Source organism: Comamonas serinivorans (genome assembly GCF_002158865.1).
Lineage (GTDB): Bacteria > Pseudomonadota > Gammaproteobacteria > Burkholderiales > Burkholderiaceae_C > Comamonas_E > Comamonas_E serinivorans.
Genome location: NZ_CP021455.1, coordinates 685,040 through 706,141, shown reverse-complemented (window position 1 = coordinate 706,141; position 21,102 = coordinate 685,040). Strand labels below are relative to the sequence as shown.

The window sequence follows — 21,102 nt, the reverse complement described above, 5'->3', positions numbered from 1 at the left end:
CCGGACGCGCCAGGCCCCGCACGCCGCATTCCCGCATGGGGCCACGGTACGCGGGTAAACGCGCATGTGCGGACGGCCGCAGTCTCCTACGCTGAGCCCCGCCTGCTCCGCCAGCACCGCTGTGGGGTGCTGCACGCCGTGACCAGGCGGACGACAACAACACTCGGAGACACTTGCATGCATGGTTTTGACCTTGGCGCGCGCCGCGCGCGTCCTCCCAGCGCCAGCCACCCTCTGCGCTGGGGCCTGTCGCTGGTTGCCATCGCGGCCTTGACCGCCTGTGGCGGCTCGGGCGATGACGACGACCCCACCCCGCCGACGGGCAAGGACTTCAGCGCCGAAATCCGCCGCACGGCCATGGGCATCCCGCACATCAAGGCCAGCAACTGGGCCGGCCTGGGCTATGGCGTGGGCTATGCGCAGGCGCAGGACAATCTCTGCACGCTGGCCGACAGCTTCCTGACCTACCGCGGCGAGCGTTCGCGCTACCTGGGCGCTGAGGCCAACGCGGTGTACGCCACCACCATCGACCAGCCGCGCAACCTCGATTCGGACTTCTTCTTCAAGCACGTGGTGAACGACGACGCCGTGCAGGCCATGATGGACGCGCAGCCCGAGGACGCGCTGAAGGTGATGGCTGGCTTTGCCGCCGGCTACAACCGCTACGTGAAGGAAGCCCGCGGCGGCCAGGCCACGGGCAACGCCGCCTGCCGCAGCGCGGAGTGGGTGCAGCCCATCACCGCCAAGGACCTGTGGCGCCGCGCCCTGGCCGCCAACCTGGCCGGCGGACACAGCAACTTCGTGGCCATGATCGCCAACGCCCAGCCCCCGGCCAAGGCAGCCGATGCCGGCGACGCCAAGAGCGGCCAGACCGGCGCCGGCGGCCTGCCCACGCTGGCGCCGGGCAGCATGAAGGCGCCCAAGCTGCAGGTGGGCGGCGAAGCCGGCGTGGGCAGCAACATGTACGGCTTTGGCCAGCAGGCCACGGGCGGCAGCGCGCTGCTGTTCGGCAACCCGCACTGGTACTGGAAGGGCGCCGACCGCTTCTACCAGATGCAACTCACCATCGACGGTCAGGTCAACGTCAGCGGCGTGTCGTTCCTGGGCTTCCCGGTGCCGCAGATCGGCTTCAACCAGAACGTGGCCTGGAGCCACACCGTGTCGACCGCGCGGCGCTTCGGCTTCTTCGTGATGACGCTGGACCCCGCCAACCCCACGCGCTACCTGCGCGACGGCCAGTCCACGGCCTTCAAGGCACGCGAGATCAGCGTCAGCGTGCGCAACGGCTCGGGCCAGGAAACCGTCACCCGCACGATGTACGCCACCGACCAGGGCCCGGTCATCAACCTCAGCGGCCTGCACCCCGCGCTGGGCTGGACGGCCCAGAGCGCCGTGGTCATCCGCGACGTGAACGCACTGAACTACCGCACGGTGCGCAACTGGATGCGCTGGAGCCGCGCCGGCTCGCTCGACGAGTTCGCCCGCATCCAGCGCGAAGAGGCAGCCATCCCCTGGGTCAACACCATCGCCGCCGGCCGAAATTCGGCCGAGGTCTGGTACGCCGACATCGGCACCGTGCCCAACGTGCCCGATGCGCAGCTGGTCAGTTGCGCCACGCCCTTCTCGGCCGCGGCCGCCGTGGCCCTGCCGCGTGTGCCCGTGCTCGACGGTTCGCGCAGCGCGTGTGACTGGCAGAGCGACGCCGATTCCGTGCAGCCCGGCACCGTGGGCGTCAGCCGCATGCCCAGCCAGCGCCGCACCGACTACGTGGGCAACATGAACGACAGCTACTGGCTGACCAACGTGAACGCCCCGCTGACCGGTTACCCGGCCATCTTCGGCCCCGCGGGCACCCAGGCCCAAAGCCTGCGCACCCGCCTGGGCCACCGCATGGCCGTGCAGCGCCTGGCCGGCACCGATGGCTACGCCGGCAAGCTCGCCACCAGCGAGATCGTGCGCCAGATGGTGCTGGACAGCCGCATCGAATCGGCCCGCTTCAAGGACGAGGTGCTGGCCCTGCTGTGCCAGGGCGACGGCGCCGATGCGCGCCAGACGGCCTGCGCCACCCTGCAGGCCTGGGACGGACGCGGCACCGCCAGCTCGCGCGGATCGCACCTCTGGGATGAGTTCTGGATGAACCTCTCGGCCAGCAGCCTCACCGAGTCGGCGCTGTACCTCACCGCCTTTGACCCGGCCGATCCGCTGAACACGCCGCGCGACATCAACCCCGCCGCGCGCAGCACGCTGGCCACCGCCTTCGACCAGGCGGTGCAAGCCGTGCAGCGCTCGGGCATCGCCTTCGATGCCGCCCGGGGCAGCGTGGTCTACCTGACCCGCGACGGCTCGCGGCTGCCGCTGTACGGCGGCTGCGGTGGCGTGGGCTACTTCACCATCAACTGCTCGGAGTACCGCCTGACCAGCCAGGGCTACCCCATGGACGACCAGCCGCACGGCAACTCGTACATGCAGGTCGTCAGCTTCCCGAGCGGCGGCGTCGAGGCGTACAGCTTCCTCACCTTCTCGCTGTCCGACGACCCGGCCTCGCCCCACTACGGCGACTACAGCGCGCGCTACAGCAAGCAGCAGTGGCTGAAGGTGCCGTTCAGCGAGGGTGAGATCGCCGCAGGCGCCGTCGGCCAACCCACGCGCATCTCGGAGTGAGGCGCGTCGGACTCTGATCGATTGCCGCAGTATGGCGTGCCTTCCGATTCATATGAATCGACCACACCACCATACTACCTCCTCATCGATCACCGCCTGAGGTCAAGCATGGGTCCGGTCCCGCGGTCGCCTTTCGGCCGCCGGACCGGGCCTTTTTTTGCTGGATCGGCGCTCGGTGCCAGCCGGGGAGGACGCGTCGGTCGATGCGGTGGGCCATGACGGACCCGGCACTGGCTGATGGTCGAACCCGTACGGCAACGCGGCCCTGAGCCGTGGGGACCGAACCTGGCCCGCCCAGCGGCAAAGTCGAGTCGAGTCGAGTCGAGTCGAGTCGAGCCGAGCCGAGCCGGGCCGGGCCGGGCCAAGCCGTGTCAGGCTGTGGTGCAGCGCCCAAGCCGCTGCAACGGCCAGGCCGCCCCGCCACCGCGGGCCCTCCGCCGTCAGCGTGCTTCACCTGGGCGGTGCGCCGCCCCCCAATCCGCCCCGCTCCCCGGCACGCGCGCGTCTTTCGGACCCCATGGACCCGCTCGCGGCATCCCCTATGCTCTGCGCTCGCCCCACCACCGGAGAGCCCCATGACCCGCCCCTTTGCCCCCAGCAACCCCGAGATGTTCGAACGTGGCCTGGCCACGCGCCGCGAGGTGCTGGGCGATGCGTACGTCGACGCCGCGCTGAGCAACGTCACCGACTTCACCGTCGACCTGCAGGAGTGGGTCACCCAGTGCGCCTGGGGCGAGGTCTGGACCCGGCCCGGCCTGGACCGCAAAACCCGCTCCATGCTGAACCTGGCCATGCTCACCGCGCTGAACCGCCCGCACGAGTTGAAAACCCATGTGCAGGGCGCGCTGAACAACGGCGTCACGGTTGACGAGATCAAGGAGGTGCTGCTGCAGACCGCGGTGTACTGTGGCGCGCCAGCCGCCATCGACGCCTTCCGCGTCGCCGCCCAGGTGGTGGCCGAGCAACCTGCTGCGACCTGATTTTTCGTGGGGTATACGCAGATTCTCGATTTATTTACATCGAGAATTGACGCATACCCCAAACACCCTCACTCACCCGCCACCGCCATCGCCTCGGGCCACCCCGCGCGCAACCACCCACGCCGCGGCACGCTGTCGATCAGGCGTCGCCCGGTGACGCGCGGCGTGCGCACAATGGCGCGCATCTGCACTCCTCGACGGCGCCTGCGCCACCGGACCCCATGTTCGACCAAGACACCGACACCTTCCCGCTGGCCGATGTGGCCGCTTACCAGCCGCGCCGCATCCCCGAGGTGATGACCGCGCCGGTGCGCAACCTCGAGTACCGCATCCGCGTGTGGCAGCCCACGCAGATGGCTCCGGAAGACGCCGTGCCGCCGCCGCTGGTGCTGTGCCACGGCTGGATGGACGTGGGCGCGTCGTTCCAGTTCATGGTCGACGCCTTCAGCGACGAGTTCCTGGTGGGCCGCCCCGTCATCGCGCTCGACTGGCGCGGCTTTGGCGAAACGCGCGCCGACGAGCAGGACAACTTTTGGTTCCCCGACTACCTGGCCGATCTGGACGGCCTGCTCGACGTGCTGGAGATGCCCGAACCCATCGACCTGCTGGGCCACAGCATGGGCGGCAACGTGGTGATGCAGTACGCCGGCCTGCGGCCCGAGCGCATCCGCCGCCTCATCAACGTCGAAGGCTTTGGCCAGCCGGCGGCCGAGCCCGAAGAGGTCATCACCCGCCTGCGCCGCTGGATGGACGAGATGGCCCGCTACCACGACGGCCGCATGGGCCTGCGCGACTACGACCACCTGAGTCTGGTGGCCAAGCGCCTGCAAAAGACCAACCCGCGCCTGACGGCCGACAAGGCCTTGTGGCTGGCCAGCCAGTGGGCCGAACCCGTCATGCACGAGGACGGCGTGCAGCGCTGGCGCTTGCTGGGCAACCCGGCCAACAAGATCACCAGCGCCACGCAGTACCGCGTGGATGAGATCCTGGCGCTGTGGCGCTGCATCGAGGCGCCCACGCTGATGATCAAGGCGTCCGACCAGAGCTTCGAGCGCTGGTGGCAGCGCCGCTACACCATGGAAGAGTTCGACCAGCGCCTGGGCGTGGTGCCCCAGCTGCGCAGCCTCACCATCCCGGAATGCGGCCACATGCTGCACCACGACCAGCCCGAGCTGCTGGCGCGCGAGATCGAAGCCTTCCTGCGCTGACCGGCCCGGTCTGGCACCTGGCCGACCCCAGGCGCTCTCAAGCACGTACCCAGCCAGCGATCACCTGGACGGTTGCCAACAGCGTGCCATGGGTGCGTTGTCTGCCGTCGCGATCCGCCGAAGCAGCCAAGCGCCAGCCGTCATGGGTATGCCGCCACCTGCGGCTCCTGAAGAACGCAGGTGGACAGATGCTCATGCGTGGATCGGCCGCCTTCTGGCGCCCCAGGCGGCCAGCACCGCACCCAGCAGCCCCAGGGCCCAGCCCGCGTTCACGGGCACGGGGGCCGGCGCCGCGATCGCCAGCACCCTGAATTGCCCGGTCGCCGGCACCACGCCTGCCATGCCCTGCAGGCTGACCTGCACGTCCACAGGCCCGACCGGCAGGTCGGTCGGCCCCACCAGCGACCACACGCCGCCCTGCAAGGGCACAGACACGGTCCTCGTCTGGCCGCGCGCATCGGTCAGCTGCACGTCCACCGTGCCGCTGAGCACCTCGGTGCTGCTGCCGGACAGCTGGGGCGCCACCCCGGCATCCACATCGGCCACGGGGTTCAGGCTCAGCATGGGCACCCGCACCTCAAAGCTGCCCTGGGCCGCCGGGACAGCCGCCATGCCTTGCACGGTGGCGCGCACGCTCACTGGACCGCCCGGCAGCTGAGCCGGACCGCTGGCCTGCCATGCGCCGTTGCTCAGGGGCGTGGTCAAGGTATGCGTCTGGCCCGCGCTGTCGGTGAAGGTCAGCACCATCGTGCCGTCGAATGCCGGGGTGACTGTGCCGTGCAGCGCCACCGCCGAGCCCAGCACCACATCGGCGATGGGGTCCATCTGGATGGCGGGCACCAACACCTCGAACTGGGTGGACGCCGGCAGGACGTTGAAATGCCGCAGGCGGACCTGGACCGTCACCACGCCAGGCGCGAGCGTACCGGGCGCCGTCACCTGCCAGCGGCCATCGGCCTGGACCAGGGCTGAGAGCGGCACCACCTGGCCCTGGCTGTCGGTCAAGGTGAGGTCGACGGGCTGATTCGCCGCCACGTTGCCAGCCTGGCCCTGGATGACGGTGCTGCGGCCGATGAGCACATCGGCGACCGGCTGCACGGACACGTCGGGGTTGCGCGTGTCCACGTTGATCACGTAGTTGCAATAGCCCTCGATGTTGGTGGCGTCGCGGAACACGGCCTGGAAGATGAAGTTGTTGCCGGCATCGGCCGTGGTGGGGGTCCAGCCGAAATCCACCGCCATGGGGCTGCTGCCCGTGCTGCCCACCGCGGGGCTGAAGCTGCCGCTCGCCGGCGCACCGATGGTGGAGAACACGAGGTCGGAGTTGCCGCTCGCCTCAAAACGGGTGGCGAACACCTGATTCGGTTGCAGGGCGATCTGCCCGCCGCCTGTGCAGATCGGGAAGTGGCGATCGGTCACGATGACGTAGCGGTCCACAGCGGCAGCGCTGACCTGGCCGTTGTGCGTGGACTCGAGCACCAGCGGCAAGGCATGAAAGCTGTTGCCCACCACGCCACGCAAGTCCCAGGTCAAGGTGCAGGTGTTGTCGCTGTTGGTCAGGGTCATCCACTGGCTGCCCAGGCGGGGCTGCGTCACGATGCTTCCATCACCGGCCTCCTGCGGGGTGGCGAAGCGGCACTGCGTGGCATCCCCATCGGGGTCCAGCATCGGAAAGCTCAGGGTGTTGAGCGCCCCCGCGGTCAGGTTGATGACGGGCGGCACCGCCATCAGCGGGCCGCTGCGCTGCGCGTTGTCCAGCACGACACGGGCGATCACCTGCTGGTCCTTGTCGTTGTTGCCATTGGCCAGGTTGCTGGGACGGCAGCAGTGCGAGAACCGTGCCGTGTAGATGCCCATGGCCGAAAACCGGTACGTGACCGTCCCCCGGTACACCAGGTAACGGCCATCGGCGCCTGTCGCATCCATGCCCTGCCCCACCCGGCGCACGGTGATGGGCCGTGAACCCAGGCCGGCTCCCGCGTCGGTCGCGAAGGCCAGGCTGTGGGTCAACGTGGCGGGCGGATTGGGACCGTAAAAACTCGCACGCACCACGTACGACAGCTCGAACTGCACAGTCAGCGGATCAGCCGCATCCGGCACGCTCCAGTGCAGGTCCATCGACCGGCCATGGGTCGCCCAGGCCATGTTGCATGCGCACGCCCACACCAACAGATGCGCCAAGCAGCGCAGGATGATTGTCATGACGACCCCCTGATTTATTCCATTTTTAGACTTTTTATTTTATTGAGACCTGAATTGGAATATTTAGGTGTTTTACCCAATCCCTCGCCCAACGGATGAGAACGGCGCCTGACCCGCAGGCCATGTCGTGCGCCACCGTTCGCAGGCCACGCCTGGCATGAGGCATGGCGCGCGAAGGCTCAGGCGTCTGCCATCAAACGCGCAGATTCGCGGGGCTGGGTGAATGCTGCCGGCCCTCACGCGGCGCGGCTCGTGTGGCGCAATCGCGTCGCCCCGGCGTCCATGGACACCTCCACGGCACCGGTTCGAGTGGGCGCATGCGCGCGTGGTGGGGCTGTGGTTCAACGCTTCGGCCCAGGCACGCGCGCCAAGCCGGTTCAGCGGGACGGCGCGGGCCCGCATTGCGAGGGAACACGGAGCACCGGCGAGGCCTGTTGCGCCGTTGGGTGCGTTCACGCCCCCGGCCCGCGGCTGGGACAGACGGTGCGTTCCCGTGAAGCGGGCGCCCGTCTGCCCCGGAAGCAGAGGCGTTCTGCCGTCGACAGCCCAAGCAAATGATCTGACAGTATGCAAACAACCCCGTTCACCAATGAACGGCGATCACCTCATACTGCCTGCCACCACTCCATCAACCCCGAGCCGGCGATTCGGCCCCTTGCGCCGGGTGGCGCCAGCGCCGCCAGCGGCGCAGCAGCCACTGCGCGAAATCGTCCACGTAGGTGAACACGGCGGGCACGACCAGCAGGCTCAGCACGGTGGAGGTGATGAGGCCGCCGATGACGGCCGTGGCCATGGGCGAGCGGAAGCTCGCATCGGCCGCCCCCCAGCCCACGGCGATGGGCAGCATGCCCGCGCCCATGGCCAGCGTGGTCATGATGATGGGCCGCGCGCGCTTGTGGCAGGCGTCCATCAGCGCGTCCCAGCGGCTCAGGCCCGCCACGGCGGGCTGGCCATCGTGGCCGTCGTGGCCGCGGCGCGCGACGATGGCGTACTCCACCAGCAGGATGGAGTTCTTGGTCGCGATGCCCATCAGCATGATGAGGCCGATCAGCGAGGGCATGGAGAAGCTCTTGCCCGCGATCAGCAAGGCGACGAAGGCCCCGCCCAGCGACAGTGGCAGCGCCGCCAGGATGGTGACCGGCTGCAGGAAGTCCTTGAACAGCAGCACCAGCACGATGAAGATGCAGACGATGCCCGTGAGCATGGCCAGGCCAAAGCCCGTGAACAGCTCGCCCATGGCCTCGGCATCGCCGATGTCGATGATGCGCACGCTGGGCGGCAGGTGCTTCACCGCCGGCAACTGGCGCACGGCCTCGGTCAGATCGCTGAGCCCGCGTGCGCCCAGCTCGATCTCGAAGTTGACGTTGCGCGCACGGTCGTAGCGGCTGATGACGGCCGGCCCGCCGGCCAGCGCCAGGTCGGCCACTTCGCCCAGGCGCACCGGCCCTTGCGCGCCCGGCACCGCCAAGCTGGCGAGCAGGTCCAAGTCCTCGCGCGCGCTGTCCTTCAGGCGCACGAGGATGGGCACCTGGCGCTCGGCCAGGTTCAGCTTGGCGATCTGGTTGTCGTAGTCGCCCATGGTGGCCACGCGCAGCGTGTCGGCGATGGCCGCGCTGGTGATGCCGAGGTCGGCGGCGCGCGCGAAGTCGGGCCGCACCACGATCTCGGGCCGCACCAGGCTGGCCAGCGAGGTCACGTTGCCGATGCCCGGCAGCGTGCGCAGCTCGCGCTCGACCGCCGTGGCCGCCTCGCTCAGCGCGTGCGGGTCCTGGCTGGACAGCGCCAGCACGTACTTGTCGTTCGAGCCGCCCAGGCCGACGCCGAACCGCGCGCCCGGCAGGTCGGCCAGCGCCGCCCGAATCTGCGCCTCGATCACCTGCTTCTTGGGCCGCTCACCGCGCGGCGCCAGCTGCAGCGTGAGCGTGGCCTTGCGCGCTTCGACGAAGTTGCCCGAGAACGGATCGGCGCCCGCGCTGCCGGCACCCACCGCGGTGTAGATGTCGCCGATGTGGTCGATCTGCGTGAGGCGCTGGCGCACGGTCTCGGCCATCTGCAGGGTCTGCGCCAGCTTGGTGCCGGGCGGCAGTTCCACGCGCACCTGGGTCTGCACGTTGTCGTCGGGCGGGATGAAGCCCGAGGGCAGCAGCGGGATCATGGCGATGGAGGCGACGAAGAAGATCGTCGCGCCCACCATGGTCAGCAGGCGGTGGCGCAGGCAGGCCTGCACCCAGCGCATGTAGGTCGCCAGCCAGCGTGGGTCTTTCTCCTCGGTGGCCACCAGCGGCTTGAGGATGTAGGCCGCCATCATGGGCGTGAGCACGCGGGCCACCACCAGGCTGGCGAACACCGCCAGCGAGGCCGTCCAGCCGAACTGCTTGAAGAACTTGCCGACCACGCCGCTCATGAAGGCCGTGGGCAGGAACACCGCGATCAGCGTGAAGGTGGTGGCGATCACAGCCAGGCCGATTTCGTCGGCCGCCTCCATCGCCGCCTGGTACGGGCTTTTGCCCATGCGCAGGTGGCGCACGATGTTCTCGACCTCGACGATGGCGTCGTCGACCAGGATGCCCACCACCAGCGACAGCGCCAGCAGCGTGATGATGTTGATCGAGAAGCCCAGCAGGTACATGCCGATGAAGGCCGGGATCACCGACAGCGGCAGCGCCACGGCCGAGACGATGGTGGCGCGCCAGTCGCGCAAAAACAGCCACACCACCAGCACCGCGAGGAAGGCGCCCTCCACCAGCAGCTTCATCGAGGCGTCGTACTCCTCCGAGGCGATCTTCACGAAGTCCAGCGTGCGCGTCAGGTGGATGTGCGGGTAATCCTGCTGCAGTTGGGCCAGCGCTTGCTCGACCCCACCGCCCACCTCGACCTCGCTGGCGCCGCGGCTGCGCGCCACCTCGAAGCCCACGACCTGCTGGCCATTGAGCACGGCGGCCGCGCGCGGCTCGGCCACGGTGTCCTCGATGGTGGCCACGTCGGACAGCACGATGCGGCGGCCGTCGGCCAGCGGAATCTGCAGGCGGCGCAGCTCGTCGGCCGAGGCCACGGTGGCGATCAGGCGCACGGGCTGCTCGCTGCCGCCCAGGTCGGCACGGCCCCCGGCACTCTCCTGCTGCACCTGGCGCAGCTGGCGCGAGACATCGGCCGCCGTGGCGCCCAAGGCCAACAGCCGCGCGGGGTCGAGCGCCACGCGCACCTCGCGCGTCACCCCGCCCACGCGGTTGACCGCACCCACACCGGGCACGGCCATCAGCCGCCGCGCCACCGTGTCGTCCACGAACCAGGACAGGCCTTCGTCGTCCAGCCGGTCCGAGGCGATCGCGAACGCGAGGATGGGCTGCGAGGCCAGGTCCAGCTTGGTGACGATGGGGTCGCGCAGGTCTTGCGGCATGTCCGAGCGCACGCGGCTCACGGCTGAGCGCACGTCGTCCACGGCCTCCTGAATCGGCTTCTCCAGGATGAATTCGGCCGCGATGGTGGCCGAGCCATCGGTCAGCGTGGTGGTGACGTGCTTGAGCCCCTGCAGCGTGGCGATGGCGTTCTCGATCTTGCGCGCGACATCGCTCTCCAGCTGCGAGGGCGAGGCACCGGGCAGGGCCGCCGTGACCAGGACCACGGGCAGGTCCATGTCCGGAAAGTTCTGCACCTTCATCTGCTTGAACGCCACCAAGCCCGCGAGGGTCAGCAGCACGAACAGCATCACCGCAGGGATGGGGTTGCGGATGGACCAGGCGGACACGTTCATGCGAGTCCTCCTTTCGCGACTTGGCCCTGCAAGGCAGTACACCCGCATGCCCGTTTCATGTCAAACGGCAACAGCACCATACCCATCATGGCGTGCTGAAATGCCGTGTTCGATTGGATCAAGACAGAGGGGCTCCATGACGCACGGTGCGCGGCAGCACGGGCCACCGCAACCGGGCGCGGCGTGACCGTGTGGCCGCACGGTCTGGGGACCGCTGGCTGGAACGCCACAGGCGCCGGCCCAGCCGACTCGGCCGGGTGGCCGGCTGGCCGGCACGGCCACGGATGCCGCCGTGCCGGGCCGCGGGGGTACATGCAGTGAAGGGTGTGCATGGCCACCTCAGTTCGATGACGCCGACGCCGGCGTGGACGCCGCCGTCGCCGGTGGCGCCGAGGCGGAGGCAGCCGGCGCCATGCCTGAGGAGGCTGCCGCAGGCGCGGATGCGGCGGACGCCGAGGTCGGAGCCGGCCCGGAAGCCGGCGCCGAGGCCGCAGCGGCGGGCAGCGGCGGCACCACATGCACCAGGTCGCCGTCGTTCAGGAAGCCCGCGCCGTCGACCACCAGCCGCGCGTCGGCAGGCAGCGCCTCCAGCAGCTCGACGCGCTCGCCCAGGCGGCGCCCCAGCTGCACCTTGTGCAGGCGCACGCGGTTGTCGGCCGCCACGACGAGCACGTGGTTGAAGCCGTCGCGCGGCACCACGGCCACCTGCGGCACCGTGAGCGCGGCCTGGCGGCCCAGCTCGAACCGGCCGCGCGCGAACATGCCGGCCTTCACGCCCGCGTGGGGCGCCAGGTCGACGTAGACCAGGGCGTTGCGCGTCTTGTCGTCCAGCGAGGGTGCGACCGCGCGCACCGTGCCCTGCACGCTCGATCCGCTGGGCAGCACCAGCTCGGCACGCTGGCCGGGCTGGATCTTCTCGAGCTCATGCGCCGGCACCTCGGCGCGCCACTCGAGCCGGCCCTGCCGGATCAGGCGGAACAGCTCGGTGCCCGCGCTCAGCACGCTGCCCACGGTGGCGCTGCGCGCCGAGATGATGCCGTCGTCGGGCGCCAGCACCTGCACGTTGCGGCCGCGCACCTGCTGCGCGGCCAGCACGGCGCGGGCCGCCTCGACGCGCGCCTGCGCGGTCTTGGCCGCCGTCTGGTACTGGTTGATCTGCTGCTGGCTCAACGCACCGGTTTCGGCCAGCGCGCGGGCGCGCTCGGCGTTGCCCTGGGCATCGGCGGCATTGGCCTGCGCCTCGACCAGGCTGGCCTGGGCCTGGGCCACATCGGCGCGCACGGTGTCGCCCGAGAACACGGCCAGCACCTGTCCCCGCTTCACCACGTCGCCCACGTTGACGCGCACCTCGGCCAGGCGCAAGCCGTTGCTTTCCGAGCCCACGCTGGCCTCTTGCCAGGCGGCCACGTTGCCGTTGGCGTCCAGCGTCACGGGCCACTCCTGCCGCTCGGGCGCGGCGACGCTGACCGTGAGCGCCGGCCGGGTCGCCTCGGCCGCCGAGGCCCCCGCCGCGGGTGCGCTGGCGGCTTCGTCAGGCCGCGCCTGGCCGGGCCCGTCGGACGAGCGGCCGCAGCCCGCCAGCGTCAGCGCCAGCACCAGGGCGCCGGCCGCCCAGGCGGGCGTCGAACGGCGGGCCGCAAGGCGACCAGGCGGGGTCGATGCGGCGCGGCGCGAGGCCGGCAGCGCCGCAGGCGCAGGCCCCGAAGGGGTGGAAACAAACCAGGGAATCAGGCGTGGTGTCATGAACGGGCCCCAACGCTTTCCATCAAGAACAGGTGAATGGGTATGCCACGGCAGACGTTTGCAAACAAACGGCTGCCCGGTGATACAGCAAGGAAATCAACACCGTCACGGCGACGCCGTGGTCGGTGAGGCCGGTGACGCCGGCGTGGCGGATGCGGCGTCGGCCAGCGCCTGACCGTCCCGCTGCCAGCCGCCGCCCAGCGCGCGGTACAGGCTGACCCAGGCCAGGGCCTCGTCGCGCTGCACGCCCACCAGCGACAGGCGCGCCGCCAGCCAGGTGCGGCGCGCGTCCTCCAGCTCGAACTGGCTGGCCAAACCGTTGTCGTGCCGCGCCTGCGTGGCGCGCAGGTAACGCTGGTAGTCGGCCACGGCGGTCTGCAGCTGCGTCTTGCGCGCCTGGCTGGCGGCCAGCTGCGTCAAGGCCACCTCGACTTCACGCACGGCGTCGCGCACGGTGGCGCGCAGGCCGACCACGGCCTCGTCGTAGCGGGCCTGGCTGGTGGCCACGTTGGCGCGGCGCACGCCGCCGTCGAACAGCGGCACCGACAGCGCCAGCGGCCCCAGGCTCCAGGTGTCGGCGCTGGCATGCACGCCCAGGGCGCGCGTCTGCATGCGGCCAATGCTGCCCGTCAACGTGAGGCGCGGGTAGCGCTGGGCCTGGGCCTCGCCCACGTCGGCGCTGGCGGCGGCCACGGCCTGCTCGGCCGCGAAGACGTCGGGGCGCTGCAGCAGCAGGGGCGCCGGCACGCTGGGCACCGCAGCCATGACCGGCCACGCTTCGCGCAGCCGCACGTCCTGCAACTGCTGGGCCAGCGCAGCCTCGTCGCTGGCGGTGAGCGCCACCAGGGCCTTGCGCGCCACGGCGCACTGGGTCTGCGTGTCGCGCGTGCGGGCGGCGGCATCGGCCGCGGCGGCACGCGCCAGGGCCGCATCGGCCGGGGCGGTGAAGCCGGCCTGGGCCGACAACGCGGTCAATTGCGCGCTGTGGGCGCGCGACTCGGCATCGGCGCGCGCCACGTCCCACTGTTGGCTGCAGGCGCGTTCGTTGAAATAGGCGTTGGCCACTTCGGCCGCGAGCGCCACGTGGGCTGCGGCCTGTTGCGCCAGCGCGGCCTCGGCGCGGCGGCTGGCGGCCTCGTGGGCGGCGCCCCGGCCCCCGAACAGGTCGATCTCCCACTGCGACTGCAGGCCGGCCTGCAACACCGTGGCCGGCACGGTGCCGCCCTGGGCCGTGGTCGTGCCGGCGTTGCTGCGCGTGGCCGAGAGCTGGCCATCGAGCGTGGGCAGGCGCGCAGCGCCCGCGGCAATCAGGCCGGCGCGCGCCTCGCTCACCCGGGTGCGGGCGCTGGCCACGTCGGGGCTGACGGCCAGCGCCTGCGCGATGAGCTGCAGCAGCACCGGGTCGTTCAGCTGCTGCCAGGCGTCATGCAACGAAGCCACGGGCGCGGCAGCGGGCTGGCCCGGTGCGGCGGGCGATGGGGGTGTCGCGTCGTCCAGGTGCCAGCGTGCGGGCACCGCGGTGGCCACCTGCGCCGGTGGCGGCGTGAGGCTGCACGCGCACAGCCCGGCCAGCAACAGGACCGGGGCCGCCCAGCGTGCGCCCCGGATGAAGAGGGGGTCAGGCAAACAGTGCTCCAGAGGATCAGGCGCGACATTGCACCACAGATGACGCGCCGGGTTGCGCAGCGCCCCTGCCGCCGTCCCGCCTTCTCGCGGGCTGCGGGCTGACCGGGCGCGACGGCCAGAAACGCGGACGGGCGGGCGGCCCTGGCGGCCGGCCGCCATGCGGTCAGGCGCCGTGCGGCAGCACCAGCCACACCGCCAGGTTGAAGCTCAGCACCGCGCACAGCGTGGTCCAGAGGATGACGCGTGCCACGCGGCCGTTGTCGGCGCCAAAGCGCTCGGCCAGCAGCGAAACGTTGCCGGCGCTGGGCAGGGCCGCGATCAGCAGCAGCGTGACCTGCACCTCGCGCGGCATGGCCAGGCCCAGCCGCATGGCCAGGTACAGCACCAGCGCCACCAGCAGCGGGTGCAGCACCAGCTTGAGCAGCACCAGCCCCCACAGGTCCAGGTGCGCACGCGCGCCGGCAGCCGGTGGGCCATCCGGCCACTGCGTGGCCTGGCGCGCCCGCCACAGCACGGCGCCGATGCTGAACAAGGCCACCGGCGTGGCCGCGGCGGCCAGCAGCCCCACCACGCTGGCCACGGGTGGGGGCGGCGCCCACTGCAGCGCACTGGCCAGGGCCCCCGCCAGCACCGCCCAGGGCATGGGGTTGCGCGCGACGCCTCGCAAGGCCTGCCGCACGGCCTGCGCGCCGCCGCCGCCACCCACATGGGCCAGGGCCACGCACACCGAGCTGGTGACCACCATGTCCAGCATCACCGCCGCCATGGTGGGCCCGGCGGCCGATGCGCCCAGCAGGCCCAGCAGCAGCGGCACGCCCATGAAGCCGGTGTTGGGAAAGGTGGCCACCAGGGCGCCGAAGGCCGCATCGCGCCCGCTGCGGCCGGCCCAGGCCCCGAGCAGGCAACCCAGGCCCACCAGGATGGCCGCCACCGACAGCCAGACCGCCATCACCTGCGGATCGAACAGCTGGGCCACCGGCGTCTGCGCGCCAAACTGGAACAGCATGCAGGGCAGCGCGAAATACAGCACGAAGGCGTTCAGGCCGGGCACCGCCTCCAGCGGCAGCAGGCGCCCGCGCGCGGCCACATAGCCCAGGCCCACCAGCACGAAAAACGGCAGCGTGACCGCCAGCACCGCCCCCATCGGCTCAGTGCCCCACGGTTTTGGACAGCAGGTTGATGACCAGCACGCCCGCGATGATCAGCCCCAGGCCCACCAAGGCCGGGCCATCCAGCTTCTGCCCCATCCACCAGCCGACGATGGAAATCAGCACGATGCCCACACCCGACCAGATGGCGTAGACCACGCCCATGGTCATGCTGCGCAGGGTTTGCGACAGGCAATAGAACGACACCCCGTAGCCCACGACGGTGACGAGGCTGGGCAGCAGCCGGGTGAAGCCGGCCGACAGCTTGAGGCAGGAGGTGGCGATGACCTCGGCCACGATGGCCACGAGCAGCCACAGGTAAGCGGTGTGCATGGGGCGCCACTGTAGCGCAGGACGAAGCAACCTCGTCGACCGGCGGCGCACCAGCTGCAGGTGTATACGCGGCTTCTCGATGGCCTGACATCGGCCAAGACACCATACCCATTGAACACCGTTTGAAAAATCGCGTGTTGCTCCAGCTGTTCCGGCTGCAGGCAGCTGGAAGGCCGCACAGGCCCTCGGGGTGGGCCGAGTAGGCGTGGCCGAGCTGACACCACTTCGCGCAAGCGGTGCACAGCCTCAGGGACGCCCGGCACGTGGTCGACATCCGCCACCACGGCCCGACCGCCGGGCTGACCATCATCCGTCTCCGTGTTGCGATCCGCCGTCAGCCGGGCCGCCGATCAGCCCACCGATTGCCCCTGTCTCCTGCCCCCGGCTGCCGGCCTCCGACGCAGCCTGTTGGACGCACCGACGGTCAAGCGGCCTCGTCGCCGCCTGGGCGCGGTGGGCCTTGGGGCAGCCGGCGGTCCAAGCAGGTCGGGCCCGCTCGGCAGGCCCGCGCCACACGCCTGCCGCACCGCCACACCGCCTGCAGGCGCACAGCAGGATCGGACTGAACCGACACCCGGGCACCGCCGCGCTGGCCAGAATGGCCGCATCCCCGTGCCTGTTTCGCCTGCCCATGACCGCCTTGCACGTCCTCGTTCCCCTCACCGCGCTGCTGGCCAGCCTGCCCGCGCGCGCCGCCTGGTGGCCGCAGGTTCAAGCGGCCGTCGCGCAAGAGTTCTCCGACCTCAACGACGTCGGCCAGATCACGCGCACCGTGCTGCGCCTGCTGCTGGCGGCGCTGCTCGGCGGCCTGCTGGGCTGGGAGCGCGAATCCGAGGGCAAGGCCGCGGGCCTGCGCACCCACATGCTGACGGCCATGGGCGCGGCGCTGACGGTGAGCGTGGTGCAGCAGCTGGGTGCCAACCTGAACGAGGCCTCGCGCGTGATCCAGGGCGTGATCGCCGGCATCGGGTTCCTCGGCGCGGGCGCCATCCTCAAACGCCAGGCCGGGGGCCGCGAGGCCGTGCAAGGCCTGACCACGGCGGCCGGCATCTGGTTCACGGCCGCGGTGGGCATCGCCATCGGGCTGGGCGAAGAGTCCACGGCCATCCTCAGTGCCGTGCTCGCCTTCTGCGTGCTGACCCTGGTACCCTACCTGGCGCCCACGCCGAAGCGGCGCCCGCCCACGCCGGCGTCCACCGCCGAGCCCGAACCCGATCCCCAGCCGCCCCCACCGCCATGAACTGCCGCCCCGGCTGCGCCGCCTGCTGCATCGCGCCGTCCATCAGCTCGCCGATTCCCGGCATGCCCCAGGGCAAGCCCGCGGGCGTGCCCTGCGTGCAGCTCGATGCAGCCGGGGGTTGCCGCCTGTTCGGCCGCCCCGAGCGGCCCCGTGTGTGCGGCGGCCTGCAGCCCAGCGCCGAGATGTGCGGCGCCGAGGACGATGGCGGACGCCACGCGCGCCGCTACCTGCTGCAGCTGGAAGCAGCCACCGCGCCGCCCTGAGCGGGCCTCGCACCGCCCTGCGCGGCGAGGGCCAATGGGGTGCGCCCCCTCGTCACCGGGTCATGGGCAGCCCCGGCCAAGGGCAGTCGGATGAGCACCGCAGGGCCACCGCCCAGGATCGAGGGCAACATCGCCTGTTGATGTCGCGAATGGATCTCAACGGCAGTATGCAATCAAACCCGTTTGATGTTGAACGGGGACAGCCCCATACCCATCAAGCTGGCTTCAGCAGCGGCCCCGAAGCGCCCGATGATGGCCGCAACAGGCCGGTGAGGATCTGCACGACCCCGGCGATGGCGCCCACGAGCACGGCCAGCTGCCACGCCAGGTTGTAGTTGCCCAGCGCGTCGTAGATCAGGCCACCGCCAAAGGCGCCGGCAAAGCTGCCGATCTGGTGGCAGAAGAAGGCCACGCCCTGGATCATGGGCTGCCAGCGCAGGCCGAACATCTCGGCCACGGCCCCGGCGATCAGCGGGCTCACGCCCAGCCAGAGGAAACCCATGAGGGCGGCAAAAACCAGGGTGCTGCTGGCTGTGGGGTCGTGCATGAAGTACCAGGCCACCACGATGGAGCGCAGCACGTAGATCAGGCCCAGCAGGGCCAGCTTGTTCCAGCGCCCGCCGGCCCAGCCGAAGAACAGGCTGCCCAGCACGTTGAAGCCGCCGATCACGCCCAGCGCCTGCGCGCTCAGCATGGGGTCCATGCCGCACAGCTCGAGGTAAGCCGGCAGGTGGGTGCTGAGGAACAGCAGCTGCATGCCGCAGACGAAGAAGGCGCAGGCGGTGATGAGGAAGGGCACGTTGCGGAAAGCCTGCGCCAGCGCCTGGCGCGCTGTGCTGTCGTCGCCCAGCGCGGCCGGCCGCGGGTTGTCCGCGGCGTAGCGGTCCACGCCGCCGGCCTTCCAGGCGGCGGGCAGCATCAGCAGGCCCAGCACGATGAAGCCCAGCATGCCCATGCGCCAGCCATGGCCCTGCAGCAGCCACTGCCCCAGGGGCGCCGCCACCAGCGAACCCAGCGAGCCCGCGGCCGACACCACGCCCAGCGCCATGGAGCGCGCCTGCGGCGACACCACGCGGGTGGACACCGACAGCGTGATGGCCGTGCCCGTGCAAGCCATGGCCGCACCGATCAGCACGCCCGCGCCGAGCACGATGGGCAGCATGCCCTGGGCCGTGGCCATGAGCACCAGGCCCACCATGTACAGGATGGCCCCCGTCAGCATGAGGCTACGGTAGCCCACCTTGACCACCAGCGCCCCAGCCAGCGGCTGCAGGATGCCCCACATCAGGTTCTGCACCGCGATGGCCAGCGTGAACTGGGCCACGGTCACGTGCAGGTCCTGCGTGATGGGCGGCATGAAGATGCCGAAGCTCTGCCGCAGCCCCATGCTGACGGACAGCAGCACGGACGCACCCAGCAGGATGGGCAGCACGGGACGAAGGCTTGCAAATCTGGACATAGGGTCCGCATGCTATGCCTGCCCGCGGGTTTGTGCTGAGCGCTGCGTCGCTGCGGCGACCCGGCCCACGCCACAGGCTGAGGTGTGCCTCGCGCGGGGCCGGGGCGACGGCCTTCGCCCAGCCGCCGCGCAGGCTGCCACGCTCAGGCCCTTCGGTCACAGACGACCTGTCACAAGCGGCCGCGCCGGACGCACAGGCCGCTGCTAAGCTGGCCGCCATGCAACGCGACGACCAGCTCCACACCCTGATGGCCACGCACCTGGCTGGCTTTGAGGTGCACCATGCCCAGGACACCCACACCCTGCGGCAAGGCGCGGCGGCCGTGGTGCTGGCCGTGATCGACGAAGGCACGGGGGGCGATCTGGAGGGCCTGGCGGCGCCGGCGGACTGGAGCACCCAGGCGGCCCTGCTGCTCACCCGCCGCGCGCGCCACCTGAAGAACCACGCGGGCCAGTGGGCGCTGCCGGGCGGGCGCATCGAGCCCGGCGAAACGCCCGAGCAGGCGGCCCTGCGCGAGCTGCACGAGGAAGTCGGCTTGGCCCTGCCCCCGGACGCCGTGCTGGGCCGGCTGGATGACTTCGTCACCCGTTCGGGCTTCGTCATCACGCCGGTCGTGGTCTGGGCCGGCGAGGCGCGGGCGCTGGCGCCCAACGCCGACGAGGTCGCCAGCGTGCACCGCATCCCGGTGCACGAGTTCCTGCGGGCCGACGCGCCCATGCTGGAAGCCACCGAACACTCGCCCCACCCCGTGCTGCGCATGCCGGTGGGCACCAGCTGGATCGCCGCCCCCACGGCCGCCTTCCTGTACCAGTTCCGCGAACTCTGCCTGAACGGACGCGCCACGCGCGTGGCACATTTCGACCAGCCCCAGTTCGCCTGGAAGTAGTTCGCCCGCCAGGGAGTCCCCCGCCATGCCCGTCAGCCCCAACGCCAAGTCCGACCGCCACTTCGTCACCGCACTGGCCCGCGGGCTGTCGGTGCTGCGCGCCTTCCGCTCGGGCGAAGAGCGCCTGTCCAACCGCGAACTGGCCGAGCGCACCCAGCTGCCCAAGTCCACCGTCACGCGGCTGACCTACACGCTGACGCAGCTGGGCTACCTGCACGCCGTGACCGAAACCGGCCGCTACCGCCTGGGCCTGCAGACCATCGCCCTGGGCGGCACGACGCTGACCCACCTGGACGTGAAAGCCGCCAGCACCGACCTGCTGCAGCAACTGGCCAACGACACCGGGACCATGGTGGCGCTCGCCATCCGCGACGACCTGTCCATGCTCTACATCGAAAACTGCCGCAGCGAGGATGCGGTGCTCACGCTGCGGCTGGGCATCGGCTCGCGCCTGCCGCTGGCCAACTCGGCCGCCGGCCGCGGCTACCTGGCCGGCGCCCCCGAAGCCGCGCGGCGCAAGCTCGAGGCGCGCCTGGCCGCACTCGACCCCGTCGGCTGGCGCCTGCACGAAGTCGGTCTGCGCCAGGCCGAGGCCGACCTCGCGGCCCATGGCTGCGTCACCTCGTTCGGCGACTGGCGCCCCGACGTCAACGGCATCGCCGTGCCCATGCGCGTGAGCGACAACCTGCCGCTCATGGTGGTGAACGCCGCGGCCGCCGCCGTGGTGATCTCGCCCGAGCAGTTCATGCGCGAGGTGCGCCCGCAGTTGCTGGCCACGGTGCAACGCATCGAGTCGCGCTACCAGGCGCGCGCCTGAGGCCAGGCGCCGGCCGGCTGCAGGCCCGTCTCGTGAGCGTGCGGCCACCATCGGCAAATGCCATGCGACGGATCTGGCGCCCGCACGCGTGCTCGACCAGCCGACTCTTGCAAGGCGCAGGACGCAGGTGCACGCCGAGACAGACCCCATTGGCCGTTGAACCCATGGTGCTTGCCTGTGGCAACAGGACCATCACCCCATCGCTCCCAGGCGTCAGCCCCCAACGGCCACGCACAGTCCGTTACGCGATGACGCCCCGATTCATTGACATGAAATGTCGCACAACGACATAATGTGTCAAAACCCGGGACACACCGTCCCCTCAACACCCTGGAGGACTCGATGACCGAACTGCATCAACAACTGGGCAACCTCGATGTGCTGACCTCGGCCGTCATGGGCGGCGTGGCCGTCCAGCTCCAGCCCATCTCGGGCGAGGTCCCCGTGATCCAGGTCAGCATCGAGGGCCGCGACGAGCTGCCCATCTTCGTCACCAGCTCGGGCACCCAGCTGATCTGCCTGTGCTACCTGTGGACCGAAGACGAGGTCAAGCCCGACCAGCGGGTGCAGCTGCACGAGGCCCTGCTCGACCTCAACCCCGCCGTGCCGCTGTCGTCCTTCGGCCGCGTCGGCAACCGCTACGTGCTGACCGGCGCACTGGCCCGAACCGCCCGCGCCGAAGACGTGGCGCACGAGGTGGCCGTGCTCAGCGACAACGCGCTCGACGCCCTCGACGCGCTCAAAGACTTCCTGCGTTGACCCCCACGATTCCGTTAGGAGCACC

The 21,102-nt window shown here is 70.7% G+C and carries 15 protein-coding genes; 8 read left to right on the top strand and 7 right to left on the bottom strand.

Going from position 1 to position 21,102, the window contains the following annotated elements:
• Positions 1–177: 177 nt before the first annotated feature.
• The 3 genes from CCO03_RS02935 (at position 178) to CCO03_RS02925 (ending at position 4,849) form a co-directional block, all read left to right on the top strand.
• Positions 178–2,661, top strand: coding sequence for a penicillin acylase family protein (locus tag CCO03_RS02935; protein WP_087277040.1), 2,484 nt, complete (start codon positions 178–180; stop codon positions 2,659–2,661).
• 575 nt (positions 2,662–3,236) lie between these two features.
• The gene (locus CCO03_RS02930; protein WP_087277037.1) at positions 3,237–3,641 is read left to right on the top strand and encodes a carboxymuconolactone decarboxylase family protein; all 405 of its coding nucleotides are present in this window, start codon (positions 3,237–3,239) and stop codon (positions 3,639–3,641) included.
• A 221-nt stretch (positions 3,642–3,862) separates the two neighbouring features.
• Positions 3,863–4,849, top strand: a complete 987-nt coding sequence (locus CCO03_RS02925; protein ID WP_335583029.1) for an alpha/beta fold hydrolase — start codon at positions 3,863–3,865, stop codon at positions 4,847–4,849.
• Positions 4,850–5,041: 192 nt separating this feature from the next.
• Here CCO03_RS02925 and CCO03_RS02920 read toward each other — a convergent pair whose 3' ends face one another.
• The 6 genes from CCO03_RS02920 to CCO03_RS02895 all read right to left on the bottom strand — a co-directional run bounded on the left by CCO03_RS02920 (position 5,042) and on the right by CCO03_RS02895 (position 15,652).
• Complete coding sequence (locus CCO03_RS02920) at positions 5,042–6,994, bottom strand: hypothetical protein (protein ID WP_157667465.1); 1,953 nt, start codon at positions 6,992–6,994, stop codon at positions 5,042–5,044.
• Positions 6,995–7,679: 685 nt separating this feature from the next.
• The gene (locus CCO03_RS02915; RefSeq protein ID WP_087277031.1) at positions 7,680–10,802 is read right to left on the bottom strand and encodes an efflux RND transporter permease subunit; all 3,123 of its coding nucleotides are present in this window, start codon (positions 10,800–10,802) and stop codon (positions 7,680–7,682) included.
• Positions 10,803–11,141: 339 nt separating this feature from the next.
• Positions 11,142–12,545 carry an efflux RND transporter periplasmic adaptor subunit gene (locus CCO03_RS02910; RefSeq protein ID WP_087277028.1) on the bottom strand — a complete coding sequence of 468 codons (1,404 nt, stop codon included), beginning with the start codon at positions 12,543–12,545 and terminating at the stop codon, positions 11,142–11,144.
• A 105-nt stretch (positions 12,546–12,650) separates the two neighbouring features.
• Entirely contained in the window at positions 12,651–14,171 is a 1,521-nt protein-coding gene (locus tag CCO03_RS02905) for an efflux transporter outer membrane subunit (protein WP_236904008.1), read from the bottom strand.
• A gap of 163 nt (positions 14,172–14,334) precedes the next feature.
• On the bottom strand, positions 14,335–15,315 hold the full coding sequence (locus tag CCO03_RS02900; RefSeq protein WP_087277022.1) for an AEC family transporter: 981 nt from the start codon (positions 15,313–15,315) through the stop codon (positions 14,335–14,337).
• A gap of 4 nt (positions 15,316–15,319) precedes the next feature.
• The gene (locus CCO03_RS02895) at positions 15,320–15,652 is read right to left on the bottom strand and encodes a DMT family transporter (RefSeq protein ID WP_087277019.1); all 333 of its coding nucleotides are present in this window, start codon (positions 15,650–15,652) and stop codon (positions 15,320–15,322) included.
• A gap of 631 nt (positions 15,653–16,283) precedes the next feature.
• On the opposite strand from CCO03_RS02895, the gene CCO03_RS02890 reads away from it, so the two are divergent.
• On the top strand, positions 16,284–16,892 hold the full coding sequence (locus CCO03_RS02890) for an MgtC/SapB family protein (protein WP_087284046.1): 609 nt from the start codon (positions 16,284–16,286) through the stop codon (positions 16,890–16,892).
• Positions 16,889–17,155, top strand: coding sequence for a YkgJ family cysteine cluster protein (locus tag CCO03_RS02885; protein WP_087277016.1), 267 nt, complete (start codon positions 16,889–16,891; stop codon positions 17,153–17,155). Before CCO03_RS02890 ends, CCO03_RS02885 begins: the two co-directional genes overlap by 4 nt.
• A gap of 214 nt (positions 17,156–17,369) precedes the next feature.
• Here the strand turns inward: CCO03_RS02885 and CCO03_RS02880 are convergent, their stop codons facing one another.
• Entirely contained in the window at positions 17,370–18,614 is a 1,245-nt protein-coding gene (locus CCO03_RS02880) for an MFS transporter (protein WP_087277013.1), read from the bottom strand.
• Between the two features lie 218 nt (positions 18,615–18,832).
• Between CCO03_RS02880 and CCO03_RS02875 the strand changes: the two genes are divergently transcribed.
• From CCO03_RS02875 to CCO03_RS02865, 3 genes are all read left to right on the top strand, one after another.
• Entirely contained in the window at positions 18,833–19,501 is a 669-nt protein-coding gene (locus tag CCO03_RS02875) for an NUDIX hydrolase (protein WP_087277010.1), read from the top strand.
• 25 nt (positions 19,502–19,526) lie between these two features.
• On the top strand, positions 19,527–20,318 hold the full coding sequence (locus CCO03_RS02870) for an IclR family transcriptional regulator (RefSeq protein ID WP_087277007.1): 792 nt from the start codon (positions 19,527–19,529) through the stop codon (positions 20,316–20,318).
• A gap of 342 nt (positions 20,319–20,660) precedes the next feature.
• Positions 20,661–21,077: a YjfI family protein gene (locus CCO03_RS02865; RefSeq protein ID WP_087277004.1), complete on the top strand. Its 417-nt coding sequence runs from the start codon at positions 20,661–20,663 to the stop codon at positions 21,075–21,077.
• Positions 21,078–21,102: the final 25 nt, after the last annotated feature.